The sequence below is a fragment of the Pseudomonas sp. NPDC079086 genome (genome assembly GCF_044542155.1).
Taxonomy (GTDB): domain Bacteria; phylum Pseudomonadota; class Gammaproteobacteria; order Pseudomonadales; family Pseudomonadaceae; genus Aquipseudomonas.
In genome coordinates this window covers 990309-1014208 of sequence record NZ_JBITTY010000002.1, presented here as the reverse complement: position 1 = coordinate 1014208, position 23900 = coordinate 990309, and the positions used below count along the sequence as shown (strand labels likewise).

General features: G+C 58.6%; 26 protein-coding genes. 19 read left to right on the top strand and 7 right to left on the bottom strand.

Going from position 1 to position 23900, the window contains the following annotated elements; genetic code table 11:
• The first annotated feature begins 21 nt into the window (after positions 1-21).
• From ACIGEK_RS14485 to pdxJ, 11 genes are all read left to right on the top strand, one after another.
• Positions 22-615 (top strand): sigma-E factor negative regulatory protein, encoded by a 594-nt coding sequence (locus tag ACIGEK_RS14485; RefSeq protein ID WP_397493957.1) that lies wholly within the window; start codon positions 22-24, stop codon positions 613-615.
• A gap of 22 nt (positions 616-637) precedes the next feature.
• Positions 638-1585 carry a MucB/RseB C-terminal domain-containing protein gene (locus ACIGEK_RS14480; RefSeq protein WP_397493956.1) on the top strand — a complete coding sequence of 316 codons (948 nt, stop codon included), beginning with the start codon at positions 638-640 and terminating at the stop codon, positions 1583-1585.
• Positions 1582-2037, top strand: a complete 456-nt coding sequence (locus ACIGEK_RS14475; RefSeq protein WP_397493955.1) for a SoxR reducing system RseC family protein — start codon at positions 1582-1584, stop codon at positions 2035-2037. The genes ACIGEK_RS14480 and ACIGEK_RS14475 overlap by 4 nt, the downstream gene beginning before the upstream one ends.
• 82 nt (positions 2038-2119) lie before the next feature.
• Positions 2120-3502 carry a DegQ family serine endoprotease gene (locus tag ACIGEK_RS14470; protein WP_397494029.1) on the top strand — a complete coding sequence of 461 codons (1383 nt, stop codon included), beginning with the start codon at positions 2120-2122 and terminating at the stop codon, positions 3500-3502.
• A gap of 147 nt (positions 3503-3649) precedes the next feature.
• The gene (gene lepA, locus ACIGEK_RS14465) at positions 3650-5449 is read left to right on the top strand and encodes a translation elongation factor 4 (protein WP_397493954.1); all 1800 of its coding nucleotides are present in this window, start codon (positions 3650-3652) and stop codon (positions 5447-5449) included.
• 6 nt (positions 5450-5455) lie between these two features.
• On the top strand, positions 5456-6310 hold the full coding sequence (gene lepB, locus ACIGEK_RS14460) for a signal peptidase I (protein ID WP_397493953.1): 855 nt from the start codon (positions 5456-5458) through the stop codon (positions 6308-6310).
• A gap of 104 nt (positions 6311-6414) precedes the next feature.
• Positions 6415-6792, top strand: coding sequence for a DUF4845 domain-containing protein (locus ACIGEK_RS14455; protein WP_397493951.1), 378 nt, complete (start codon positions 6415-6417; stop codon positions 6790-6792).
• Positions 6789-7478: a ribonuclease III gene (gene rnc / locus ACIGEK_RS14450; protein ID WP_160015377.1), complete on the top strand. Its 690-nt coding sequence runs from the start codon at positions 6789-6791 to the stop codon at positions 7476-7478. The genes ACIGEK_RS14455 and rnc overlap by 4 nt, the downstream gene beginning before the upstream one ends.
• Positions 7471-8373, top strand: coding sequence for a GTPase Era (gene era, locus ACIGEK_RS14445; protein ID WP_397493950.1), 903 nt, complete (start codon positions 7471-7473; stop codon positions 8371-8373). The genes rnc and era overlap by 8 nt, the downstream gene beginning before the upstream one ends.
• A gap of 62 nt (positions 8374-8435) precedes the next feature.
• On the top strand, positions 8436-9134 hold the full coding sequence (recO, locus tag ACIGEK_RS14440) for a DNA repair protein RecO (RefSeq protein WP_397493949.1): 699 nt from the start codon (positions 8436-8438) through the stop codon (positions 9132-9134).
• On the top strand, positions 9127-9873 hold the full coding sequence (gene pdxJ, locus ACIGEK_RS14435; protein WP_397493948.1) for a pyridoxine 5'-phosphate synthase: 747 nt from the start codon (positions 9127-9129) through the stop codon (positions 9871-9873). The genes recO and pdxJ overlap by 8 nt, the downstream gene beginning before the upstream one ends.
• Positions 9874-9961: 88 nt before the next feature.
• Here the strand turns inward: pdxJ and cmoB are convergent, their stop codons facing one another.
• From cmoB to ACIGEK_RS14410, 5 genes are all read right to left on the bottom strand, one after another.
• Positions 9962-10930 (bottom strand): tRNA 5-methoxyuridine(34)/uridine 5-oxyacetic acid(34) synthase CmoB, encoded by a 969-nt coding sequence (gene cmoB / locus ACIGEK_RS14430; protein ID WP_397493947.1) that lies wholly within the window; start codon positions 10928-10930, stop codon positions 9962-9964.
• Positions 10927-11703, bottom strand: a complete 777-nt coding sequence (cmoA, locus tag ACIGEK_RS14425) for a carboxy-S-adenosyl-L-methionine synthase CmoA (protein WP_397494028.1) — start codon at positions 11701-11703, stop codon at positions 10927-10929. Before cmoA ends, cmoB begins: the two co-directional genes overlap by 4 nt.
• A gap of 67 nt (positions 11704-11770) precedes the next feature.
• Complete coding sequence (locus ACIGEK_RS14420; protein ID WP_397493946.1) at positions 11771-12421, bottom strand: lysoplasmalogenase; 651 nt, start codon at positions 12419-12421, stop codon at positions 11771-11773.
• A gap of 98 nt (positions 12422-12519) precedes the next feature.
• Complete coding sequence (locus tag ACIGEK_RS14415; protein WP_397493945.1) at positions 12520-12915, bottom strand: protease inhibitor I42 family protein; 396 nt, start codon at positions 12913-12915, stop codon at positions 12520-12522.
• Between the two features lie 40 nt (positions 12916-12955).
• Positions 12956-13690 carry a hypothetical protein gene (locus tag ACIGEK_RS14410; RefSeq protein ID WP_397493944.1) on the bottom strand — a complete coding sequence of 245 codons (735 nt, stop codon included), beginning with the start codon at positions 13688-13690 and terminating at the stop codon, positions 12956-12958.
• A 248-nt stretch (positions 13691-13938) separates the two neighbouring features.
• Here ACIGEK_RS14410 and ACIGEK_RS14405 point away from each other — a divergent pair, with 248 nt between their 5' ends.
• From ACIGEK_RS14405 to ACIGEK_RS14385, 5 genes are all read left to right on the top strand, one after another.
• Complete coding sequence (locus ACIGEK_RS14405; protein ID WP_397493943.1) at positions 13939-14691, top strand: helix-turn-helix domain-containing protein; 753 nt, start codon at positions 13939-13941, stop codon at positions 14689-14691.
• 166 nt (positions 14692-14857) lie between these two features.
• Entirely contained in the window at positions 14858-15544 is a 687-nt protein-coding gene (locus ACIGEK_RS14400) for a methylamine utilization protein (RefSeq protein WP_397493942.1), read from the top strand.
• On the top strand, positions 15528-17867 hold the full coding sequence (locus ACIGEK_RS14395; RefSeq protein WP_397493941.1) for a putative bifunctional diguanylate cyclase/phosphodiesterase: 2340 nt from the start codon (positions 15528-15530) through the stop codon (positions 17865-17867). Before ACIGEK_RS14400 ends, ACIGEK_RS14395 begins: the two co-directional genes overlap by 17 nt.
• Before the next feature lie 2 nt (positions 17868-17869).
• A complete protein-coding gene (locus ACIGEK_RS14390; RefSeq protein WP_397493940.1) occupies positions 17870-18727 on the top strand; it encodes a DUF3034 family protein in 858 nt (285 codons plus the stop codon).
• Between the two features lie 2 nt (positions 18728-18729).
• Positions 18730-19149, top strand: a complete 420-nt coding sequence (locus ACIGEK_RS14385; protein WP_397493939.1) for a group 1 truncated hemoglobin — start codon at positions 18730-18732, stop codon at positions 19147-19149.
• A 40-nt stretch (positions 19150-19189) separates the two neighbouring features.
• Here the strand turns inward: ACIGEK_RS14385 and ACIGEK_RS14380 are convergent, their stop codons facing one another.
• Positions 19190-19717 (bottom strand): metal-dependent hydrolase, encoded by a 528-nt coding sequence (locus ACIGEK_RS14380; protein ID WP_397493938.1) that lies wholly within the window; start codon positions 19715-19717, stop codon positions 19190-19192.
• Between the two features lie 68 nt (positions 19718-19785).
• Positions 19786-20646: an HDOD domain-containing protein gene (locus ACIGEK_RS14375; protein WP_397493937.1), complete on the bottom strand. Its 861-nt coding sequence runs from the start codon at positions 20644-20646 to the stop codon at positions 19786-19788.
• Between the two features lie 716 nt (positions 20647-21362).
• On the opposite strand from ACIGEK_RS14375, the gene putP reads away from it, so the two are divergent.
• From putP to fliE, 3 genes are all read left to right on the top strand, one after another.
• Complete coding sequence (gene putP, locus ACIGEK_RS14370; RefSeq protein WP_397493936.1) at positions 21363-22850, top strand: sodium/proline symporter PutP; 1488 nt, start codon at positions 21363-21365, stop codon at positions 22848-22850.
• A gap of 380 nt (positions 22851-23230) precedes the next feature.
• Entirely contained in the window at positions 23231-23449 is a 219-nt protein-coding gene (locus tag ACIGEK_RS14365; protein ID WP_397493935.1) for a VF530 family DNA-binding protein, read from the top strand.
• Positions 23450-23558: 109 nt separating this feature from the next.
• Positions 23559-23888: a flagellar hook-basal body complex protein FliE gene (gene fliE, locus ACIGEK_RS14360; RefSeq protein ID WP_090252062.1), complete on the top strand. Its 330-nt coding sequence runs from the start codon at positions 23559-23561 to the stop codon at positions 23886-23888.
• The last annotated feature ends 12 nt before the right edge of the window (positions 23889-23900 follow it).

Genomic DNA, 23900 nt, shown 5'->3' with positions numbered 1-23900 from the left:
TCAGCCAAGAGAGGAACCGCCATGAGTCGTGAAACCCTGCAGGAATCGCTGTCCGCGGTGATGGATAACCAAGCGGATGAACTTGAACTAAGGCGCGTGCTGGCGGCTAGTGATGACCCTGAGCTGCGCGCAACCTGGTCGCGTTACCAGATTGCTCGTGCGGTCATGCATAAAGAGCTGCTTGAGCCGCGGCTGGACATCGCTGCTGCTGTATCTGCTGCTCTGGCTGACGATGTTGCCCCCGTTGCGCAACAAGCGCAGCGTGGTCCTTGGCGCACCGTAGGTCGCCTGGCTGTTGCAGCTTCGGTCACGTTGGCGGTGCTGGCGGGTGTGCGCCTGTACAACCAGGACTACATCACCGGTGCGCAGTTGGCGCAGCAGGCTAATCAGCCGGTGCTGAATATTCCCCAGGTTAGCGGGCCGGCCATGCTGGCAGGCTTCAATACCTCTGAAGAGCTGCCCGCTCCTGCGGCTAGCGCTGTGGGTCAGGGTCAGCCAGGCTGGCATGAGCAGCGTTTGCCGGCCTATCTGCGCCAGCATGCGCAGCAGGCAGCCATGAGCATGAGTGAAGGTGCGCTGCCATATGCGCGCGCCGCCAGTCTGGAAAACCGTTAACGGCTCGTTATTAAGGAATCGCATGCGCTTTATTCCTTTAAGCGTTCTGTTGCTGGGCAGCTGGTTGGCGTTGCCGGCAGTTGCCGATGAAGGTCAGGCCTTGCTCCAGCGTTTGGCGGATGCCGAGCGCACGCAGAGCTTTCAAGGCACCTTTGTTTACGAGCGCAATGGTAGTTTTTCGACGCATAGCATCTGGCATCGAGTCGGTGATGGCGGTGCTTTGCGTGAGCGCCTGCTTCAGCTGGATGGCTCCGCGCAGGAAGTGTTGCGTGTCGATGGGCAGGTGCAATGCGCCAGCGGTGCACTGGCTGATCAATTGATCGACAGTCAGCTGTGGCCTGCCCGGGCGTTGGATGCCGAGCAGCTGAGTGAGTGGTATGAGCTGCGAGTGCTCGGTAAGTCCCGTGTGGCGGGGCGAGCTACCAGTGTATTGGCGCTGGTGCCGCGCGATCAGCATCGTTATGGCATCGAACTGCACCTTGATCAGCAAACCGGCTTGCCGCTCAAGTCCTTGCTGGTCAACGACAAGGGGCAGCTACTCGAGCGTTTCCAGTTTACTCAACTACAAACTGAAGTCCCCACCGCCTCTAGCCTTGAGCCTGGTGCAGGGTGTCGCCCGGTGCGTTTGTCTCCTGCTCAACTGGATGCTGTCGAAGCCTGGCGCTCTGACTGGTTGCCGCCAGGCTTTAGCCTGAGTTCGGTTACCCAGCGCCGCAGCCCTGCATCGGATGAACCAGTTGCATGTCAGGTATATGACGATGGTTTGGCGCGTTTTTCTGTATTTATAGAAGCGCTACGCGGCGCTGTTGTTGAGGATGTCCGAACTCAGTTGGGGCCGACTGTGGCGGTTTCGCGCCGGTTGAAGACTGATGATGGTGACGTGATGGTCACCGTAGTTGGCGAAATTCCGTTGGGTACGGCTGAACGAGTGGCCTTGTCGATACGCTCGGCGGCTGAGGCAGCGCAGTGATCGAGGAGCAGGGGCGAGTTGTGGCTGTTGAGTCCGGCGCTGTCTGGGTCGAAACCCTGCGCAAAAGCACCTGCTCCAGTTGTTCCGTCAAAGCCGGTTGCGGCCAGGGCTTGCTTGATCAGCTCGGGGCAAGCGGTCGTCGTGGTTATGTGCGTGCGCTATCGGATTTGCAGCTGAATGTGGGAGATGCGGTCATCATTGGTGTGCATGAGGACCTGCTGGTTCGCGGCTCACTGCTGGTATATCTGCTGCCCTTGTCCGGCTTGTTTGCTGCGGCTGTAGTGGCTGAGCAGGCGGGTTTGACTGAGCCCTGGGTAATACTCAGCGCGCTGTGCGGTTTTCTGTTTGCTTGCTGTGCTGTGCGCTGGCGCAGCCGTGTTACGGCCGGTGATCCGGCTTTGCAACCTGTGGTGTTGCGTGCATTGCTTGCTAGTGCCGCAGCAGCGTTTTAAGACTTTTGCTGGCCTGATGGGGAGTTGTATGTCGAAGCCTGGTCTGAAATCTTCATTTATTGCGTTATGTGCCGTACTGCTGATGGGGCAGGCACTGTTTGCTCAGGCGAGCCTGCCGGATTTCACCGAGCTGGTTGAGCAGGCCTCACCGGCGGTCGTCAATATCAGTACTCGGCAAAAGGTGCCAGATCGCGCGGTGGCTGGCAGTGGTCAGCTCAACGCGCCCGATCTTGAAGGTTTGCCGCCGATGTTCCGCGAGTTCTTCGAGCGCAATATTCCGCAGGTGCCGCGTAATCCCGGCGGTGGTCGCCAGCGTGAAGCCCAGTCGCTGGGTTCGGGCTTTATCATTTCCGCTGATGGCTATGTGCTGACTAATAATCATGTGATTGCCGATGCCGATGAAATCATCGTGCGTCTGTCGGACCGCAGTGAGCTGGAAGCCAAGCTGGTCGGGACTGACCCGCGCAGTGATGTTGCGCTGCTCAAGGTTGAGGGTGCTGGCTTGCCAACCGTCAAGCTGGGCAAATCGGAAGAGCTGAAGGTCGGTGAGTGGGTCTTGGCGATTGGTTCGCCATTTGGTTTCGATCACTCGGTGACCGCAGGGATCGTCAGCGCCAAAGGTCGCAGCCTGCCGAACGAGAGCTATGTGCCGTTTATTCAGACTGACGTAGCGATCAATCCGGGTAACTCCGGTGGCCCGCTGTTCAACCTGGCCGGCGAAGTGGTGGGTATCAATTCGCAGATTTTCACCCGTTCCGGCGGCTTTATGGGGCTGTCGTTCGCCATCCCGATGAGTGTGGCCATGGATGTTGCCGATCAGCTGAAGACCGAAGGCAAGGTCAGTCGCGGCTGGCTGGGTGTGGTGATTCAGGAAGTGAACAAGGATCTGGCTGAGTCGTTTGGCCTGGATAAACCGGCCGGTGCGTTGGTGGCGCAGGTGCTGGAGGATGGTCCGGCAGCCAAGGGCGGTTTACAGGTCGGAGACGTGATTCTTAGCCTGGATGGCAAGCCAATTATCATGTCCGCTGATCTGCCGCATCTGGTTGGTGCGCTCAAGCCAGGTGCCACGGCTGAGTTGGATGTTGTGCGTGATGGCGCGCGTAAAAAACTGAAAATGAGCATCGGTGCGCTGCCTGAAGATGGCGAAACCATTGCGGGTAATACTGCACCTGGTGTTGAGCGCAGTAGTAATCGCCTAGGTGTCAAGGTGGTTGAGTTGACCGCTGAGCAAGAAAAGAGCCTTGATCTAAAAGGTGGCGTGGTCATCTCCGAGGTGCAGGATGGTCCGGCTGCCTTGATCGGCTTACGTCCGGGCGATGTGATTACTCACTTGAACAATCAGGCGATCAATTCGGCCAAGACCTTTACCGAGGTTGCGCAGGCGCTGCCGAAGAATCGTTCTGTGTCGATGCGTGTGTTGCGTCAGGGGCGCGCGAGCTTTATCACCTTCAAGCTGGCCGACTAACGGCGCAGGCAGAGTAAAAGGGCGACTTCGGTCGCCCTTTTACATAGGGCTGCCGCGCGGTCTTGATGACGTACAAGGTGGCTTTCGGGTACACTTCGCGGCTATTTTCGGCGGGCAGTCGCCTGCGACCTTTTTGAGTGTTGATCCGTGAGTGATTTGAGTCATATCCGCAATTTCTCCATCATCGCCCACATTGACCACGGCAAGTCGACCTTGGCCGACCGGTTTATCCAGATGTGTGGCGGCTTGGCCGACCGTGAAATGGAGGCCCAGGTGCTGGACTCCATGGATCTGGAGCGTGAGCGCGGGATCACCATCAAGGCGCACAGCGTAACCCTGTATTACAAGGCTAAAGACGGTATCACCTACCAGCTGAACTTTATTGATACCCCCGGCCATGTCGACTTCACTTATGAAGTCAGCCGCTCCCTGGCTGCTTGCGAAGGCGCATTGTTGGTGGTCGATGCCGGTCAGGGTGTGGAAGCGCAGTCGGTAGCCAACTGCTATACCGCCATCGAGCAGGGCCTTGAGGTCATGCCGGTGCTGAACAAGATCGACTTGCCGCAGGCCGATCCGGACCGGGTCAAGGAAGAAATCGAGAAGATCATTGGTATTGATGCCACTGATGCGGTGACTTGCAGCGCCAAAACCGGCCTGGGCGTCGATGAAGTACTTGAGCGTCTGGTGCACACCATTCCGGCTCCAACCGGTGATATCGAGGCGCCGCTGCAGGCGCTGATCATCGACTCTTGGTTCGACAACTACTTGGGCGTGGTTTCCCTGGTACGTGTACGCCATGGCCGGATCAAGAAGGGTGACAAGGTGCTGGTCAAGTCCACCGGCAAGGTGCACCTGGTCGATAGCGTCGGCGTGTTCAATCCAAAGCACACTGCGACCGTTGACCTCAAGGCCGGTGAGGTGGGCTTTATCATCGCCAGCATCAAGGATATTCACGGTGCGCCAGTGGGCGACACCCTGACCCTGGCTGCTACGCCGAATGTCGAAATGCTGCCCGGTTTCAAGCGTATCCAGCCGCAGGTCTATGCTGGTCTATTCCCGGTCAGCTCTGAGGATTTCGAAGATTTTCGTGATGCGTTGCAGAAGTTGACCCTGAACGATTCGTCATTGCAGTATTCGCCGGAAAGCTCCGACGCACTGGGCTTCGGCTTCCGTTGTGGCTTCCTCGGTATGCTACATATGGAGATCATCCAGGAGCGCCTGGAGCGTGAATACGATCTGGATCTGATCACCACTGCGCCTAGTGTAATCTTCGAGGTCTTGCTCAAGAACGGCGAAACGATTTACGTCGACAACCCGTCCAAGCTGCCGGATGTCTCCTCGGTCGAGGACTTCCGCGAACCCATCGTGCAGGCCACTATCCTGGTGCCGCAGGAGCATCTGGGTAATGTCATCACTCTGTGCATCGAAAAGCGCGGCGTGCAGCGCGATATGCAGTTCCTCGGTTCTCAGGTTCAGGTTCGCTATGATCTGCCGATGAACGAAGTGGTGCTGGACTTCTTTGATCGTCTGAAATCCACCAGCCGTGGTTATGCATCGCTGGACTACCATTTTGATCGCTATCAGTCGGCCAATCTGGTCAAGCTGGATGTGTTGATCAATGGTGACAAGGTGGATGCCCTGGCCCTGATCGTGCACAAGGACAATGCTCACTACAAAGGCCGGCAGCTGACTGAGAAAATGAAAGAGCTGATTCCACGGCAGATGTTTGACGTGGCTATTCAGGCTGCAATTGGTGGGCAGATCGTTGCGCGGACTACGGTCAAGGCGCTGCGCAAGAACGTATTGGCCAAATGCTACGGTGGTGATGTCAGTCGTAAGCGCAAGCTGCTGGAAAAGCAGAAGGCCGGTAAGAAACGCATGAAGCAGGTTGGTAACGTGGAAATTCCACAGGAAGCCTTCCTCGCTGTGCTCAAGTTGGATAGTTAAGGTCCTATGTCGATCAATTTCCCGCTGTTACTGGTTATCGCCGTCGCCGTTTGTGGCGCGCTGGCGTTGTTCGACCTGATCTTTCTGGCCCCGCGCCGGCGAGCCGCTATCAGCACCTACCACGGCCAGGTCAGCGAGCCTGATGAGGCGGTGATGGAGCGTTTGAACAAAGAGCCTTTGCTGGTGGAGTACGGCAAGTCGTTCTTCCCAGTACTGGCCATCGTGCTGGTGCTGCGCTCGTTTCTTGTCGAGCCCTTCCAGATTCCATCCGGCTCGATGAAGCCGACTTTGGAAGTGGGCGATTTTATTCTGGTTAACAAATTCGCCTATGGCATTCGCTTACCCGTGCTGGACACCAAGGTGATTGAGGTAGGCGACCCGCAACGTGGCGATGTGATGGTGTTTCGTTATCCAAGCGATCCTAATATCAACTACATCAAGCGTGTGGTGGGTTTGGCCGGTGACCGTATTGCCTACAGCAGTGATAAACGTCTGACCATCAATGGCGAGTCTGTGGCGCAGCAGTTGATCGGCGATGAGCCTGGCAGCCTGGGCAGTGCGACGCTGTATAACGAAAAACTTGGTGAGGCAGAGCACCAGATCCGTAAGGAAATGCAGCGTTATCGAGTAGAGCCAGGTCGCGAGTGGGTCGTGCCGCAGGGACATTACTTTATGATGGGCGACAACCGCGATAACTCGAATGACAGCCGCTACTGGAATGATCCGGCCATCCCCAAGCCGCTGCTGGGCATGGTTCCGGACCAGAATATTGTCGGCAAAGCCTTTGCCATCTGGATGAGCTGGCCGGATCCGAAGTCGCGCAACCTGCCGAATTTCTCCCGCGTAGGCCTGATTCACTGACCTGCTGCCGAATTTGCGACGCTGTTAAATACAGCGTCGCAGGCTATATATAGTCTTGCCTCCAGCCGTAACGGCTCTCACATAACTCGAATTTGGGGACAAATATGAAATCTGCGCATTCGCAAAAGGGGATGTCGATTCTTAGTTGGTTGATGGTGCTGGCTGTAGTTGCTTTTTTGGCCAGTGCGGCTTTTAAGGTTTTGCCCCATTACCTTGACTATATGTCAATAAAAAAGATCATCATGTCAGTAGAAACAGAAAAGGCCCTACAGATCCGTACAGTTGGTGATTTCTATAGCCATGTTGATAGGGGTATACAAGTCAACAATATTCGTAGTTTGAATATTAGAGATGCGCTCAAGATTAAAGTTGAGAATAATGAGTTTCGAGCACATCTGAAATATGAGCAGCGTGAGCCCCTGATAGAGAATATTGATCTAGTGGTGCATTTTGATAAAGAATTCCGCGTGCGTATGCCGTGAGTGCGTCGTTAGCCCGTCTCGAGCGGCAGCTCGGTTATACCTTCAAGGACCAGGAGCTGATGATTCTGGCCCTTACCCATCGCAGTTTCGCCGGGCGCAATAACGAACGCTTGGAGTTTCTCGGTGACGCCATTCTCAACTTTGTTGCCGGCGAGGCGCTGTTCCAGCGCTTTCCATTGGCCCGCGAAGGGCAGCTGTCACGTCTGCGTGCGCGCCTGGTCAAGGGCGAGACCTTGGCCATTCTGGCTCGTGGCTTTGATCTGGGCGAGTACCTGCGCCTGGGTTCCGGCGAGCTGAAGAGCGGTGGCTTTCGCCGTGAGTCGATTCTTGCCGATGCGTTGGAAGCGCTGATCGGTGCTATCTATCTGGATACCGGGATGGATGCAGCTCGCGAGCGGGTGTTGGCTTGGTTGACTACTGAGTTGGACAGTTTGACCTTGGTTGATACCAACAAGGACCCGAAAACCCGTCTGCAGGAATTTCTGCAGTCGCGCGGCTGTGAGCTGCCACGCTATGAAGTGGTGGATATCCAGGGTGAGCCGCACTGTCGGACATTCGTGGTCGAGTGTCAGATTACCTTACTGAATGATAAAACCCTGGGGCAGGGTGCCAGCCGGCGTATCGCCGAGCAGGTTGCGGCCGCTGCCGCGTTGATCGCCCTGGGTGTGGAGAATGGCAATGACTGATTCACCTGTTACACGCTGTGGCTATGTCGCCATCGTCGGCCGGCCAAACGTGGGCAAGTCGACGCTGCTTAACCACATCCTCGGCCAGAAACTCGCGATCACCTCGCGCAAGCCGCAGACCACTCGGCACAACATGCTCGGCATCAAGACCGAAGGTGAGGTGCAGGCCATCTATGTAGATACCCCCGGTCTGCACAAGAACAACGAGAAAGCGCTCAATCGCTATATGAACAAGAACGCCTCGTCGGCGCTGAAGGATGTCGACGTAGTGATCTTCGTGGTTGATCGCACCCGTTGGACCGATGAGGACCAGATGGTGCTCGAGCGTATTCAATACGTCGAAGGCCCGGTGATTCTGGCGATCAACAAAACCGACCGCATTGAAGACAAAGCTGAGTTGATGCCGCACTTGGAGTGGTTGGCTACCCAGCTGCCGAATGCGGAGATCGTGCCGGTCTCTGCACAACACGGGCACAACCTAGATACCTTGGAAAAGCTGGTCGGCGAGCATTTGCCGGAAGGCGTGCACTTCTTCCCGGAAGATCAGGTCACTGACCGCTCCAGCCGCTTCTTCGCCGCCGAGTTGGTGCGCGAGAAGATCATGCGTCAACTCGGTGCCGAGTTGCCGTATCAGATCACCGTAGAAATCGAGGAATTCAAGCGCGACGGACGCATCCTGCACATCCATGCGCTGATTCTGGTGGAGCGTGATGGTCAGAAGAAGATCATCATTGGCGACAAGGGCGAGCGTATCAAGCGCATTGGCCAGGAGGCGCGCAAGGATATGGAAGTAATGTTCGACTCCAAAATCATGCTCAACCTCTGGGTCAAGGTCAAAAGCGGTTGGTCCGACGATGAGCGCGCCTTGCGCTCCCTGGGTTACGACAACATCTAGCCTCGCACGGGCGCGCCCTTTCGCCCGTTCCTGCGCCCCATCAAATTGAGTCGCCACCGGCCATGCTTGCAGACAGTCAGCCTGCTTATGTTCTGCACAGCCGCGCTTACCGTGAAAGCAGCGCGCTGGTGGATTTCCTTACCCCGCAAGGCCGCTTGCGTGCCGTACTGCGTGGCGCTCGTGGTAAGGCTGGTAGCTTGGCGCGGCCATTTATTCCGCTGGAAGCCGAGTTTCGCGGGCGGGGTGAGCTAAAGAATGTGGGGCGTCTCGACCCTGCCGGCATACCCAATCTGCTGGTGGGTGAGGCGCTGTTCAGTGGCCTGTACCTTAATGAGCTGCTGATTCGCTTGCTGCCTGCCGAAGATCCGCACCCGACGATTTTCCAGCATTACGCCATGACCGTTCTGGCCTTGGCCCAAGGTCGTGCCCTGGAACCCTTGTTGCGCTCTTTTGAATGGCGTCTGCTAGATCAGCTGGGCTATGGTTTCGCCCTTGACCTGGACAGCGAAGGTCAACCCATAGCCGAAACGGGTTTGTATCGACTGCATACTGAAACCGGATTGGTGCCAGTAGGACATCTGCAGCCGGGCGTGTTTCAAGGTGCTGAACTGCTGGCCATGGCCGAAGCTGACTGGACTGCGCCGGGCGCTCTTGCTGCAGCCAAACGCCTGATGCGTCAGGCCCTGGCACCCCATTTAGGCGGTCGACCGCTGGTCAGCCGTGAACTGTTTATGACGCTCAAGGAGCCGAACCGTGACTGATGCCAATCGTATTCTGCTGGGAGTAAACATCGACCATGTGGCCACCTTGCGCCAGGCTCGTGGCACCCGCTATCCAGACCCAGTGAAGGCCGCGTTGGACGCTGAAGAGGCTGGTGCCGACGGCATCACCGTGCACCTGCGTGAAGATCGCCGACATATCCAGGAGCGTGATGTGCGCCTGCTCAAGGAAGTCATGCAAACGCGCATGAACTTCGAGATGGGCGTCACCGAGGAAATGCTCGCTTTCGCCGAAAGCATTCGCCCCGAGCACGTCTGCCTGGTACCGGAAACTCGTCAGGAGCTGACCACCGAAGGCGGTCTGGATGTCGCCGGGCAGGAGGCGCGGATTCGCGCAGCGGTCGAGCGCCTGAGCAAGATTGGCTGTGAGGTATCGCTGTTTATCGATCCGGACCCGCAGCAGATCGAGGCGTCCAAGCGCGTCGGCGCACCGGCCATCGAACTGCACACGGGCCGTTATGCTGATGCCCATACACCTGAAGAGGCTGCGCGCGAGTTGGCGCGGATTCGTGATGGGGTGGGCTGCGGCGTGGCTCATGGCCTGATCGTCAACGCCGGCCATGGTTTGCATTACCACAATGTCGAGCCGGTGGCGGCGATTGCCGGGATTAATGAGCTGAACATCGGCCACGCGCTGGTGGCGCATGCGCTATTCGTTGGCTTTAAGCAGGCGGTGGTGGAGATGAAGCAGTTGATCGTTGCGGCGGCCAATCGCAGCTGAGCCGGTGAGTAGGGCGGGCATGCCCCAGGCTTGTCCGCCATCCATAAGTGGTAAGCGCCAACTCACCGGGAGTTGAGGTGTATCGGGGTTACGGTTTGCGGGCGATCAGCACAGCGCGGCTGGGTGCCGGCAGGCCTTCGACCGTGCGGCTATGGTCGGCTGGGTCGAGAAACTCGGGCAACGACTGAAAGCGCATCCATTCGGTCGAGCGCTGTTCATCCACGCTGGTGGTGCTGACATCCACGCAGCGCACGTCGACAAAGCCGGCGCGGCGTAGCCACAGTTCCAACGCTGGCACCGACGGCAGGAACCAGACGTTGCGCATCTGCGCGTAGCGGTCTTCGGGCACCAGCACCTGCTGGGCATCGCCTTCCACGACCAGGGTTTCCAGCACCAGTTCGCCGTCTTTGACCAGGCAGTCCTTGAGATCAATCAGGTGATCGATGGGCGAGCGCCTGTGATAGAGCACGCCCATGGAAAATACCGTATCGAAGCCCTGCAGCTTGCTTGGCAGTTCCTCAAAGGCCAGCGGCAGATGCCAGGCCGGCAGGTCGGGTAGGTAGTTCTTCATAGCCAGGAATTGGCAGAGGAACAGCCAGTTGGGGTCAATACCGACCACACTCTCAGCACCCGCGCCGAGCATGCGCCACATGTAGTAGCCGTTGCCGCAACCGACATCCAGCACGCACTTACCCTTGAGGTCGAGGCAGGGTGCGACCCGCCGCCACTTCCAGTCCGAACGCCATTCGGTGTCGACATGCACATCAAACAGATGAAACGGTCCCTTGCGCCAAGGAATCAGACCCTGCAAGGCCGTTTTCAGCGCGGCGCGGGTTGGTTCGTCGCAGTTGCCGCTAAAGGTGAAGCTGTGCAGCAGTTCCAACTGTTCGACGTTCAGATCTGGCAGGGCTTGTACCGCGCCGTACCAGCGCGGCAGGTCGCCATGGCCGACTGCCAGTTTGGCGTCGATTTGTCCGGGCAGGCCGGCTGACCAGTCTTGCAGTGGGGTGCCAGCAAGCGCGGCTTGCAGGGCGTCGAGGTCGAGGCGGCTGATCATGGCAGGGCAATCAAGGAGGCGAAGTTGAGGCACTGGAACCATGGCACCACCTGGCTGAATCCGGCGGCCAGCAGGCGTTCGCGATGCTGTTCCAGGCTGTCGGGCAACATGACTTTTTCAATGGCGCTGCGCTTCTGGGCGATTTCCAGCTCGCTGTAGCCGTTGGCACGTTTAAAGGCGATATGCAGATCGCCCAGCAAGGCGTGTTGCCCGGCATCTTCGAACTGCAGTTTTTCCGAGAGGATCAGTGCACCACCGGGCAGCAAGGCCTGGCGAATCCGCGTGAGCAATTCCAGGCGTTGTTCGGGCTGGATAAATTGCAGGGTGAAGTTCAATGCCACCAGCGAGGTTGGCTGGAAATCGAGGCTGAGAATGTCGGCCTCGATCACCTCAACCGGCAGCAATTCCTGAAACATCGAGTCCTGGGCGTGCAGATACTCGCGGCAGCGCTCGACCATGGCGCTGGAGTTGTCCACGGCGATCACCCGGCAATCCTCGATCTGCACATGCCGGCGCAGCGCCTGGGTCACTGCGCCCAGCGAGCTGCCAAGGTCATACAGCACGCTGTGCGGTTGGGCGAACTGGCCAGCGAGCACGCCGATATTCTCGACAATGGTCGGGTAGCCCGGCACCGAGCGTTTGATCATGTCGGGGAAGACCCGAACCACATCTTCGTTGAACACGAAGTCCGGCACCTGGGCCAGGGGTTGGGCGAAAAGACGGTCGGGCTGTTTGCTCACGATGGCTACGCACTGGTCGATAAAGCCGGGCATTTTAGCCAAGTACGCGGTATAGCCAAACGTTGATTGGCGCTATTGGTCGCAAAAAGCAGCGTACGGGTCAGGTTAGTGCCGGATTGTGGGGCTGTTTGAAGGCTGATGCCGCGATGCCCCATTGCCCCAACCAGTAGCTGAGCATGATCGCCATTGGCGCGGCCTCGAAGGGGGCGACAAAGCGGTTGATGCCAATCAGGCTATCGGACAGCACAAACAGCGCAGCGCCAATGGCGGCTAGGCGTGTCGAGGTGGTGTTCAGGCCGGGCTGGCCGAGGCGGGCGAGGGCGCGCCAGAGCATCGCGCTGATGGCCAGGGCATAACAGGCCACAGGGATCAGCAGTGGTCCCAGATTGGCGCTGGCGAGTGTGGCGAACATTATTCCGCCGGTGGCAAGGGCAAGCAGCAAGGCGAACCAGGCAGGTTGCTTGCAGTCGCTCAGGTAGGCACGCAGGTAGGCCAGGTGGGCAAGGAGGAAGGCGCCGAGACCGAAGACGAACAGATCAGCGGGCCAGTCGAGCAGGATATCGCCCGCCAGTGAGCAGAGCAGGCCGATGCTGAGCCAGCGTCGATACTGGCCTTTAGGCGCATTTCTCAGCCACAGCAGCAGGGCAATCACCGGGATGCCTTTGCTAAGCAGGCCCAGTTCACTCAGGTCACTGAGCCTTGCAAAGAGAAAGACTGTAGCGCCCAGCAAACTCAGCAGCAGATAACGCATGGCCCTAGTCCTTAATGCTCGAAGGCCAGCACTATGGCGTGTCGCGGATTAACTGGCCACGCCGTGGGTGCCACTCAAGTCAGCATTTCGCGCCAGTACTAACGAGCCTTGATCGTGCAGTTGAAGCGCTGGGCGGGTACCACGCCGACTTCCCAGGGGCGTTCATAGCTCAGGGCCAATTGCCCTTCGCCAGCTTGTGCGACCTCGAAACGCCAGGTGGAAACCCCGGCGCTGCCGACCAGGCCAGCGTCTTCCGGGTTGCTGTAGACCTCGGGGCCGAGGCTTTTCAGAACCTGCGGCGCGGAATCACGCAGCAGCCAGCGAAAGCCGGTAGTGGGGTTGCTTGGCAGGCGCAGGTTAAATTGCTGGCCGACGTGCAGCGACAGCGGGCATTTGTTCTGCTGGTCCTGCTCCAGGGTAACGCTGCTGGGCTTTTGCGCGCAGGCGGCAAGCAGTACGAGGCTGAGTGCCACTGTCAGGCGGGGGACAAGCATGGTGAGCTCCTGGCGAATGTCGAGGCTGCCAGCATAGCCGCTAGGGCTGCTCCGCGGGAGCCTGGGCGGCGAATGTCGCCTGCAGTGGCGCACGCAAGTGCTGGGCGTATTCGTCAATCAGGGGTGTGAGCAGGGCAAAACATTCGTGCGGCGCCAGGCGTATTTGGCGGCTGCCGATCAGTTCATGCTCCAGCCGCTGCAGCACCTGCTGCAAAGACGCGCCGACGGGTGATTGTTCCAGTTGCACAAAAAGCTGTTGAATCTGCTGTTTCAGGCTTGGCGGGCACTGACTGTAATTGGCTGCGCGCACGCTCAGGCCGCGTAGGCGGGCGAGATTTTCCAGGCCATGACAAGCCTGGGCGATGCCCTGTACGTGTGAGTTGCCAGCCAGGTACAGGCGGGATTCGAGTGTTGCGATCACCTCCAGCAATCCATCGATCACCTGGCAATGCGCGGCAAAGTCCGCCGGGTTGCGCCGCAGGCGTGGCCAGTCCTGCTGCAGTGGTGCAATGGCAAGGCTTGCGCCGGGCCAGTTCAGCCAGAGTTGATCGAGTTGGCGGGCCAGAGCGTTGCGCTGGCTGGTGCTGAGCAGATCTTGTTGGGCGCCCAGGCTGCGGTGTTTTTGCAGGTTCTGCAGCAGGTCGATGGCGCGTTGCAGCAACGCAGCTTGCAGCTCGTTGAGATACTGCTGGTGGCGTTTGCCGGCGAGCCGGCTGAGGTAGTGGCCGGCGAGTAACAGCGCCAATACCAGCGCGAGAGCAATGCTGAGAGCCATAAGCTGGTTTCCTGATCCCGAACGTTGCGCAAGGGGCAGACAAGCACAGCAAATCCCTTGCCAGTCCTTACAAAGGTCCGATTTGTGCACTTTTAATCCGTTGGCGGTCAATTGATTGCCCTGTGCTTGGGCGCTTTTAATGACGTGGGAAATTTTTGGTGCGGGGTCTGCCCATTTGTCGTGCGGGCTGCAGTTTTACCGGGCAAAGGGTTAAAGTTGCACCTCTGATATTCAGGGTTGCACTTTTCATGTTCAACGCGCGTTTGATGCGTCTTGATGACCAGGCCCACGAACACACCCACGACCATCATCAACTGGTGCTGTCGCTGGCAGGGCGTGCCGAATTTGAGGTCAATGGCAGGGGTGGCGAGGTATGCCGCATGCGCGCCTGCCTGGTGCCGGGGGATGCCGATCACCAGTTCGCCGGCATGGGTGATAACCGCATGCTGATCATCGACCTGGATGAGCAGGGCACTTCCAGCGAAGACCTGCAATTGCTCACCCGTCTGTTTGAAACCCCGCGTTACCCGCAGCTGGATGCTGATTTCCAGAACCTGCTGAGCTATGCCGGGGCCGAGCTGGAGCGGTATGGCTCCGATCCGCTACTGCCCCGCGCGCTGGGCGGCGTGCTGCTGCGTGCCTTGCACCTGCGCCTGTTCGGTGAGTCTCGTGTGCGGGCCGTGGGGGCGCTGAAACTGGAAAGAATCGACAGCTATATCGTCGAGCATCTGGCGCGGCGTATCAGCGTGGCCGAGTTGGCGCAGGTGGCTTGCCTAAGCCCCAGTCATTTCCATGCGCAGTTCAAGGACAGCGTCGGCCTGACGCCGCATCAATACCTGCTGAAAACCCGCCTGGACCGCGCCGTGCGACTGTTGCGCGAGAGCGGCCTGCCGCTGATTCGGATTGCGGAAGAGTGCGGTTTCTCCAGCCAGAGCGCGCTGACCACCGCCATGCGCCGCTACCTGGGTCTGACGCCGAAACGCCTGCGCAGCGCCGAATAAACCCACGCTGACCGCCTTGGCTGGCGGTGATCATCAAGTTGTGGTTGCCGATCAAGCGTGAACTTCTTCACGCTGGCGGCTAAGCTGTGGCTCACAGAGACATTTACTGTGCCTGGGCAAGGATGCTGTCCCCTTCAAGTGCGTCCCTAAAGTACGAGTAGTCTTGATGAGCAAGCACCTGCATCCATTGTTCGCGTTTTCACTGCTCGGAATGTTGCTGCTAAGTGCGCCACTGCACGCCGCGAGCCTGCAAGCCGAGCTGGTGGATAGCCAAGGACAGCCTTTGGCCAATGCCGTGCTCAGTTTGCGCAGCGAGGTTGCACCTGTGGTTGCACCTGCTACTGCAATAATGGATCAACGCTCGCAACAGTTCGCGCCAACTGTGCTGGCAGTGCGCAGTGGCACCTCGGTGTCGTTCCCCAATAGCGACAATATCCGTCATCACGTCTATTCGTTCTCCCTCGCTAAACGCTTTGAGCTGCGCCTGTATCAGGGCACACGGAGCGCGCCGGTGATTTTCGATAAGCCCGGTGTGGTGGTGCTTGGCTGCAACATTCATGACTGGATGCTGGGCTATGTCTATGTCACCGACGACCCGTGGTTCGCTGTGAGTGATGCGCAGGGCAAACTCAACCTTGAACAGTTGCCAGCCGGGACCTACACCGCCAGCCTGTGGCACCCACAAGCCCCGGATATGTTGCCGCAGGCCGCCGGCCAGGTGCAGCTGACGGAGGCCGGTAGCAAGCAGCGCTTTACCCTAACCATGCAGGCCCCCGCCAGCCAAGCAACTCCCAGTGCGCCGGCCAGCGCCTTTGGTGATGCGTTCAAGAAGGCTCGTGATGCTGCGCAATAGTTTCCAGGCGCGTATAGCCGGTGTACTGGTACTGCTGCTGTTAGTGGTGGTCGGCGCACTCTATGTGGCTGTACAAACCGCCACCAATGCTGCCGTACGCAGTCAGGCGCGTGAGCAGTTGGATGTCGGTAGCCTGGTATTTCAGCAGTTGCTCGAAGTGCGCGGTCGCCAATTGCACGACGCGGTGCAGGTGTTGGCCGCCGATTTTGGTTTCAAGGATGCCGTCGCCAGTGGCGACACAGAGACTATTCGCTCGGCTCTGGCCAACCATGGCGCGCGGATCAACGCCAGCGCAGTCATGATGCTGGGGCTGGATGGCAACCTGGAAGTCAGCACTGATCGGCAGATCAGCGGCGACACGGCCAAGCGCCTGAGTGCCCAGGTGATGCAGCGCCAGCGCGAGGGTGTACAGATATTTCTGATGCCGATTGCCGACAAGATCTACTTGCTGGTGCAGGCCACGGTTACCGCACCGTTGCCGATTGCCCGAGTAATGATGGGTTTTGAAGTTGATGATGTATTTGCCGCCGAGCTACGTGAACTGACCCACCTGGATCTGACCCTGCAAGCGACCCAGGACGGTGTGGCCGATATCTGGATCAGCACCTTACGGCCTGCGCAGCGTGAGCAGCTGCAAGACAGCATGGCCGAACTGGCCAATGATGCGATAAGCCTGATCGGTGACGAGTCCTACCTTAATCAGACCCTGGTACTGGCCAGTGGTGAAGGCTTTGAAGTGCGGGCGTTGCTGCACAAGTCCCTAAGTCAGGCGCAACAGGCGTTTGCGCCACTCGATCAGGATATTCTGCTGATTGCCCTGGTGGCGCTGACTGCGTCCCTGGGCGGCGCCTTGTTGCTGGCTCGCTCGGTATCTCAGCCAGTTCAGCAATTGGCGGCCGTCGCCGAGCGGGTGCGCCAGGGTGATTACCAGGCCAGCCTGGACCTGCAGCGCGGCGATGAGCTGGGGCGTTTGGCCATCGCCTTCAAGGCCATGCAGCAAGGGATTGCCGAGCGTGAGCGGCAACTGGCGCACAACGCTTTACATGATGCGCTAACTGGCCTGCCCAACCGCACCCTGGTGCTGGAGCGTCTGGGTAGCGCGATCACCGCGGGGCGGCCTACGGCGTTGCTCTACCTGGGTGTGGCGAATTTTCGTGCAGTTAATGAAAGCCTCGGTACAGAGGGCGGCGACCTGGCGCTGCAGCAGTTGAGCCGGCGCCTGCAGGCGATTCTGCGCCCCGGCGATAGCGTGGCGCGGATTATCGGTGACGAGTTTCTCCTGCTGCTGGAAAACACCGACAGTGACAACGCCGTGGGCATCGCCGACAAGGTGCAGCAATTGCTGCTCAAGCCGTTGCGTGTTGCCACCCATGATTTCGCCTTGGATTGCCGCATCGGCATTGCCAGCTACCCGGTTGATGGCAGCGCCCCGGAAGAGTTACTGCGCCGGGCGAGCATTGCCATGCAGGATGCAGCCGGCATGGCCAGCCATCTGCAGGTCTACCAGCGCGGCCGCGATGATGCCCAGCAGCGGCAGATTCGCTTGATCCGGGATCTGCGCCATGCGCCGGACAAAGCCGAGCTGCTGCTGCACTATCAGCCGAAATTGGACATTGCCGCTGGCCAGGTGCGTCAGGCTGAAGCCTTGCTGCGCTGGCAGCATCCGGTGCTGGGTATGGTCTCGCCGGGGGAATTTATTCCGCTGGCCGAGCGTACCGGCAGCATCCAGCTGTTGACCTCCTGGGTGATCGAGGAGGTCATGCGCCAGCTATGCGAGTGGGCTGAGCGCGGCCTGCACGTGCAGGTGTCGCTGAATATCTCTACCGAAGACCTGATCGATCCAGAGTTGCCGGCGCGGGTCAGCGCACTCTTGGCCAAGTACCAAGTACCGGCCGAGCAGCTGATATTTGAAATCACCGAAAGCGGGGTGATGCTTAATCCCGAGCTTGCCCTGCAGGTGTTGCATGGTCTGCGGGCGTGCGGCATCAGCCTGTCGGTAGACGACTTTGGTACGGGCTATTCTTCACTGACGCAGCTCAAACGCATGCCGGTGCAGGAGTTGAAGATCGATCAGTCGTTTATCCGTGACCTGGACGATGCCAGTGAGGACTCGGTAATCGTGCGCTCGACCATTGAGATGAGCCACAGCCTGGGTCTCAAGGTCGTGGCCGAGGGTGTCGAATTCGAGCGTAGCCTGCAACTGCTCGGGCGCTGGCGTTGCGATACCGCTCAGGGCTACCTGATCAGCCGGCCGTTGGCGGCGCAAGCTTTTGAAACCTGGATGGCGCAATACACCGCCGCCGCCTCGACCCTGGTGCATTGACCATGACTCAACTGCCGCGCTGCCTTGCCCTGTTGCTCGGTCTGCTGGCCAACCTGGCCTTGGCCGATGGCCGCCTGCTGGCCACCGGTGGCGCCAGCAGCATTGAAGGCGCGGCCGGTGGTGGGATTACGCCCTGGGCGGTGCTTTCCGGCTATGGTGAGCGCGGCGAGTGGGGCGCGGATGTATTTGCCACGCGGGTGGAAACCGGCGATTACCGCCTGGATGTGGCCGGTATTGGTGTTGCGTTCGATAACCGTGTTGAGCTGTCCTACGCCCGCCAACGCTTTGATCTGGGCACCCTGGCACGCAACCTCAATCTGCCGGAAAACAGCCTGAGCCAGGATATCTTCGGCCTCAAGGTGCGCTTGTTTGGCGACCTGATCTACGACCAGCTGCCGCAGGTGTCGCTGGGCGTTCAACACAAACGCCAGAAAGATTTTCTAATTCCCAGCCTGGTGGGCGCCCAGCGCAGTGAAGACACTGAAGGCTATATCACGGCCAGCCGGTTGATCCTCGGCGGTGCCTTTGGTTACAACCTGCTGCTCAATGGCGGCCTGCGTTACAGCCGGGCCAACGAGCTGGGCCTGCTGGGTTTTGGTGGCGACCGCCGTGATCGCCACTCGCTGCTCAAGGAAGGTTCCGTCGCCGTGTTGTTCAACCCGCGCTGGGCGCTGGGGGTGGAGTACCGCGAGAAGCCGGACAACTTGAGCTTTGCCGGCGAAAGTGACTGGGCCGATCTGTTTCTCGGTTACTTCCCCAACAAGAATCTGGCAATGGTGCTGGCCTATGCGCGCCTCGGTGAAATCGCCACGCTGGATAATCAGGACGGGGTTTATCTGTCCGTGCAGGGGAGTTTCTAAGCATGCGCAGTCTGCTGCTGGTAGTTGTTCTGAGCCTGGCGGCCTGTGCCCAGCAGCCGCCGAAAGACGACAGCCTATACCGTGAACTGGGTGAGCAGGCTGGGATTACCCATATCGTTGAAGGCATGCTGCTGAATATTGCCGCAGACCCGCGCATCGTTCGGCATTTCGAGAATATCGACATCGTGCGCCTGCGCGACAAGTTGGTTGAGCAGATCTGCGTCGAAGCTGGCGGCCCCTGCACCTACACCGGCGACAGTATGGAAGAAAGCCACAAGGGCCAAAACCTCACCCCCAGCGACTTCAACGCCCTGGTAGAAAACCTGCAGGATGCTATGAGCGCCCAAGGCGTGCCCATGCCAGCGCAAAACCGTCTACTGGCCCGGCTTGCGCCCATGCGTGATCAGGTGATTGATCGTTAGTGTGCTGTCTCGGTGTCAGGTTGGGCGAAGGACTACGGATTTATACCGACGCGCTGGCCTGGTTGTGGATAGAGGCTTTGCTGCGTCGGCGGTAGAGCAGAACTGCCCATGCCCACAGTCCTAACTCCAGGGCAAAGGACCAATGCAGTAGGAAATTCAGCCACCAGGGGCTGAACCGCGCGGGTACGCTAAAGAGCGCATAGGGTTGGTCTACCAGGGGCGCGAACCACCTGATATCGCCCACGATGCTGTCGAGTAGTAGGTGCAGCACACCAGCAGCACAAAAGGTGCTGGCCAGTAAGGCTGCTTTGCTGCGATCACTCTGTCGGTAAACAATCAGGCTGAGTATCAGTGTGCCGATCCAGGCTATTGGCCAATGGCTGAAGTAGGTGTGGTGATGATGCTGGCGCTGGTCGATCAGATGGAAATACAGCATATCCAGATCAGGGGCGACTCCACCCAGTAATCCCGCGCAGATAAAAGTCTTGGCAGGAAGACGTGCAGCGAAAAGCTTGCTGTGTAAGAGCGCCGCAGCGATGTAAGCCGCTGGCGCATGCCCGATGATCATCTGTATCTCGTCCCTGAGTTGCGTTCGTATGTCGTGTGAGCGGTGCAGATGCTCTGCTTTCAGTTTGCTCAACGCAAGGTCTTGGCTATCGCCAGAATATCGGCGCGGTGGCTGATCACCAGGCTGAGCTCGCCGTTTTCGCCGATAAAGTCCTGCGGTGGCATCAGCTTCTGATAGGCCGCGAGCTCTTGCAGCGGTGGCAGTTCGGCGTCTGGCGTGCGTTCCTTGATCGCGTGGTAGAGCGCCAGGTTGACCAAATCGAGCAATTGCAGGTTATGCCCTGGGCTGCGCTGCCAGTTGCCGGCGTCGCGGATGATTTCGATATATTCGTTATGCACCGACCATTTCTTCAGCACGATGATGCCGAGTGATTTGCTGTATTCGCGGCACAGCTTGTAATGCAGCTCGCTGGAGGGCGTTACGCTTTCATCTCTGAATGCCGACAGTACGGCGAGGGTACCCACTTCGCTGAGCAGGCTGGCCAACAGGGCGTGTTCCGCCGTCACATGGCCCAGCAGGCGGGCCAGCATCGCGCTAGTACTCGCTTTGATCACCAGGCGCTCCCAAGCATCGACAAACAACCGCTTGTGCCCAGGGCTGTGCAGGGTGAACAGGCTTTTAATGCTGTGCACCATGGTAATTCGGTCGACTTCGCTCATGCCGAGCAGGCCGATTACCTCATGCAGCGTCTTGGGCGCCAGGGTGTGGCGATACAGTGCGCTGGATGCATGTTTCATCAGCAGGGCACTTAGGGCCGGGTCGCGGCTGATCAGGCGCACCAAGGCACTTAGCGAAATATTCGGGTCACTCAGGGCGCGGCGGATATCCAGAGTGATGGTTGGCAGGCTGGGCAATTGCTCTTCGCCCTGCATCAACTGCGAGACGACGCGCCGGTAGATTGAGTAATCGGATGCTTCGCTCTGCAACACACACCTCCAGCGTATGGATACAGTCTAGATGGCCGTTACATGCTCAGCATAAGTGGCGATGGATGGCGATGATCGGCGAAATCTGTGGCCTTGAGCTTTAAACAGCTGTTTGCAGGAAGTTCCTGCGCCTGGAGTTTTCTGCAAAAACTCCAGAGCTTTTTGTAAGAAGCGGTCATGCCTCTGCCACTAAATTCCGTCCTCTATTTATGCGGTGCGCAGATTTCTGCCCACAGGATGCTCCGGCAAGCCAGTGCAGTTGGGCTAGACCTAATAAAGACAGTGAGCAAATAAAGGATAAGGCGTGACCGCAATAGCCCGTCTGACTTTGTCCGTAACTGCACCTGCGCAGGCCGTGGTGAGTGATGTTGAGTTTTTACCGGTGTGCAACGTTTACCAGAACGTTGGGTGCGCGCCGGGTCTGGCCGGGTGTAAGGCGCTGGCAGGCAATTAAAAGGATTTTCACGGGCGACTGTCTTGCGGCATGCGCCCGTTGTTGTATTGGGGCTGTAGAGCCTTTTTACGATCTCGCGAGCTAGAACCCTGAGCGGTGGTTTTTAACGCAGCAGGGCTGACGCGCAGCAGATCGTAAACAGGTTCTTTGTGTCTCGGTTGCGGTAAGCGGCTTCACCTGCATAAGGCAGGCGTGCAATGCCACGTTGGCGATGGGGGCTACTCCCTGTTGCTGGAATAACAACAATCAAGAGGGGAGCTCCTCAATGACTGCAAATACTCCGATGCTCGTCACCTTTGTGGTGTACATCGCGCTGATGGTGATGATCGGCCTGATCGCTTACATGCGCACCAAGAACCTTTCCGATTACATCCTGGGCGGTCGTAGCCTGGGTAGTTTCGTCACCGCCTTGTCGGCCGGTGCATCGGACATGAGTGGCTGGCTGCTGATGGGCTTGCCAGGTGCGGTATACCTGTCCGGTCTGTCCGAAGGCTGGATTGCCATCGGCCTTATTGCTGGCGCTTACCTGAACTGGCTGTTCGTTGCTGGCCGTCTGCGTGTGCAGACAGAGCACAATGGCAACGCCCTGACTTTGCCGGATTACTTCACCCACCGCTTTGAAGATGGCAGCCGCGTGCTGCGCATTTTTTCGGCACTGGTGATTCTGGTGTTCTTCACCATCTACTGCGCTTCGGGCGTTGTAGCCGGTGCCCGTCTGTTCGAAAGCACCTTCGGCATGTCCTACGAGACGGCGCTGTGGGCTGGTGCTGCGGCGACCATCGCCTACACCTTTATCGGTGGTTTCCTGGCGGTAAGCTGGACTGACACCGTGCAGGCCACGCTGATGATCTTTGCGCTGATCCTCACCCCGGTTGTGGTGATGATTGCCACCGGCGGTGCTGATACCACCTTTGCTGCCATCGAACTGCAGGATGCCACCAACTTCGACATGCTCAAGGGTGCAACCTTTGTGGGTGTGATCTCCTTGATGGCCTGGGGTCTTGGCTACTTTGGTCAGCCGCATATTCTGGCGCGCTTTATGGCGGCTGACTCGGTCAAGTCGATTCCGGCAGCTCGTCGTATCTCCATGACCTGGATGGTCCTGACCCTGGCGGGCGCAGTGGCTGTGGGCTTCTTTGGTATCGCTTACTTCGCCGCCAACCCGGACCTCGCTGGGCCGGTGACTGAGAACCCTGAGCGCGTATTTATCGAGCTGGCCAAGCTGCTGTTCAACCCATGGATTGCCGGCATTCTGCTGTCCGCCATTCTGGCTGCAGTGATGAGCACCCTGAGCTGCCAGTTGCTGGTGTGTTCCAGTGCCCTGACCGAAGACTTCTACAAGGCGTTTCTGCGTAAAGATGCCTCGCAGACCGAGCTGGTATGGGTCGGCCGTGGCATGGTGCTGCTGATCGCGATCGTCGCGATCATGCTGGCCGCCAATCCGGAAAACCGCGTACTGGGCCTGGTGTCCTACGCTTGGGCGGGCTTCGGTGCTGCGTTCGGTCCGGTGGTGATTCTCTCGCTGGTATGGAAGCAGATGACCCGCAACGGCGCGTTGGCTGGCATGTTGGTCGGTGCTCTGACCGTGATTCTGTGGAAGAACTTCCTTGGTCATCTGGGTCTGTACGAAATCATCCCAGGCTTTATCTTCGCCACCATCGCGATTCTGGTATTCAGCAAGGTCGGCAATGGCCCTTCGGCCAGCATGATCAAGCGCTTCGACGAAGCCGAGAAGGAATACCAGTCGGTCTGACTACTCGTAATACACGGCAACTGACTGGTCGCTCAGTTGCCCTGCGGAGCTACTCTGCAGTGATGTGCATGCGACCCGATAGTGCTTCGCCGGTCCACACCTTAGGTGTTGGATCGGCTTTTTTATGGCTGGCCATCCAAGGCCGCCACCCTTCGGGCCGTCGCTACGCGACGTTGGAAATTGTCCCAGACAATTTTTATGGCCTGCCTGCCATATAGGCGCACCCAGCAAGGGGCGTGGTTACGCTGCGTTTAAAATGGCTCCCGACCATTTTTTATGGTCGCAATAAACTCCAGGCACTGCGTTGCGCTTTCGATTGGCCGCTGGTTTGGCTAAGGTGGCGGGGTTTGCCTCAACCGAGCTGTTCGTACAGGTTTCGCATGACTCAATCACCGAAAAATCCGTTGCATGGCATTACCCTTGAAGCCATTCTCACTGCCCTGGTTGCCCAGCACGGCTGGGACGGCCTCGCGCAGCGCATTGATATACGCTGTTTCAAGAGCGACCCGAGTATCAAGTCCAGCCTGACCTTCCTGCGCAAGACACCTTGGGCTCGGGAGAAGGTTGAGGCGCTGTATATCCGCTCGCAGAGGGGTTAACAGTAGGTTCTGCGCCGCTCGATACGCTGTTCGGAAATCTGGCACCCTTGTTGCAATACCTCTGCAAACGCCGCGAAGCGTCAAAAAACCGCGGCCAGTGGAGGTAGTGATGAGCCAGGGTGTTGAATTTAATCGCTTGATGCTGGAGATGCGTTCCATGCAGGCCGACGCCATGGCGCGTCAGAAGCCTGTCGCCAGCACGCCTGAACCCGGCGCGCCGAGCTTTTCCGAGATGCTCGGGCAGGCTGTGGGCAAGGTCAACGAAACCCAGCAGGCCTCCAATAAGCTGGCAACCGCCTTTGAAATGGGCACCAGCGGCGTGGATTTGACGGACGTGATGATCGCGTCGCAGAAAGCCAGCGTCTCCTTTCAAGCCATGACCCAGGTGCGCAATAAGCTGGTTCAGGCTTATCAAGACATTATGCAGATGCCGGTTTAAGGGTAGGGCTGA

Coding starts and splice junctions, on each gene's coding strand:
- ACIGEK_RS14485 (WP_397493957.1), top strand. CDS start 22: ATGAGTCGTGAAACCCTGCAGGAATCGCTGTCCGCGGTGATGGATAAC.
- ACIGEK_RS14480 (WP_397493956.1), top strand. CDS start 638: ATGCGCTTTATTCCTTTAAGCGTTCTGTTGCTGGGCAGCTGGTTGGCG.
- ACIGEK_RS14470 (WP_397494029.1), top strand. CDS start 2,120: ATGGGGCAGGCACTGTTTGCTCAGGCGAGCCTGCCGGATTTCACCGAG.
- lepB (WP_397493953.1), top strand. CDS start 5,456: ATGTCGATCAATTTCCCGCTGTTACTGGTTATCGCCGTCGCCGTTTGT.
- ACIGEK_RS14455 (WP_397493951.1), top strand. CDS start 6,415: ATGAAATCTGCGCATTCGCAAAAGGGGATGTCGATTCTTAGTTGGTTG.
- era (WP_397493950.1), top strand. CDS start 7,471: ATGACTGATTCACCTGTTACACGCTGTGGCTATGTCGCCATCGTCGGC.
- recO (WP_397493949.1), top strand. CDS start 8,436: ATGCTTGCAGACAGTCAGCCTGCTTATGTTCTGCACAGCCGCGCTTAC.
- cmoB (WP_397493947.1), bottom strand. CDS start 10,930: ATGATCAGCCGCCTCGACCTCGACGCCCTGCAAGCCGCGCTTGCTGGC.
- cmoA (WP_397494028.1), bottom strand. CDS start 11,703: ATGCCCGGCTTTATCGACCAGTGCGTAGCCATCGTGAGCAAACAGCCC.
- ACIGEK_RS14420 (WP_397493946.1), bottom strand. CDS start 12,421: ATGCGTTATCTGCTGCTGAGTTTGCTGGGCGCTACAGTCTTTCTCTTT.
- ACIGEK_RS14415 (WP_397493945.1), bottom strand. CDS start 12,915: ATGCTTGTCCCCCGCCTGACAGTGGCACTCAGCCTCGTACTGCTTGCC.
- ACIGEK_RS14410 (WP_397493944.1), bottom strand. CDS start 13,690: ATGGCTCTCAGCATTGCTCTCGCGCTGGTATTGGCGCTGTTACTCGCC.
- ACIGEK_RS14405 (WP_397493943.1), top strand. CDS start 13,939: ATGTTCAACGCGCGTTTGATGCGTCTTGATGACCAGGCCCACGAACAC.
- ACIGEK_RS14400 (WP_397493942.1), top strand. CDS start 14,858: ATGAGCAAGCACCTGCATCCATTGTTCGCGTTTTCACTGCTCGGAATG.
- ACIGEK_RS14390 (WP_397493940.1), top strand. CDS start 17,870: ATGACTCAACTGCCGCGCTGCCTTGCCCTGTTGCTCGGTCTGCTGGCC.
- ACIGEK_RS14385 (WP_397493939.1), top strand. CDS start 18,730: ATGCGCAGTCTGCTGCTGGTAGTTGTTCTGAGCCTGGCGGCCTGTGCC.
- ACIGEK_RS14380 (WP_397493938.1), bottom strand. CDS start 19,717: ATGATCATCGGGCATGCGCCAGCGGCTTACATCGCTGCGGCGCTCTTA.
- putP (WP_397493936.1), top strand. CDS start 21,363: ATGACTGCAAATACTCCGATGCTCGTCACCTTTGTGGTGTACATCGCG.
- ACIGEK_RS14365 (WP_397493935.1), top strand. CDS start 23,231: ATGACTCAATCACCGAAAAATCCGTTGCATGGCATTACCCTTGAAGCC.
- fliE (WP_090252062.1), top strand. CDS start 23,559: ATGAGCCAGGGTGTTGAATTTAATCGCTTGATGCTGGAGATGCGTTCC.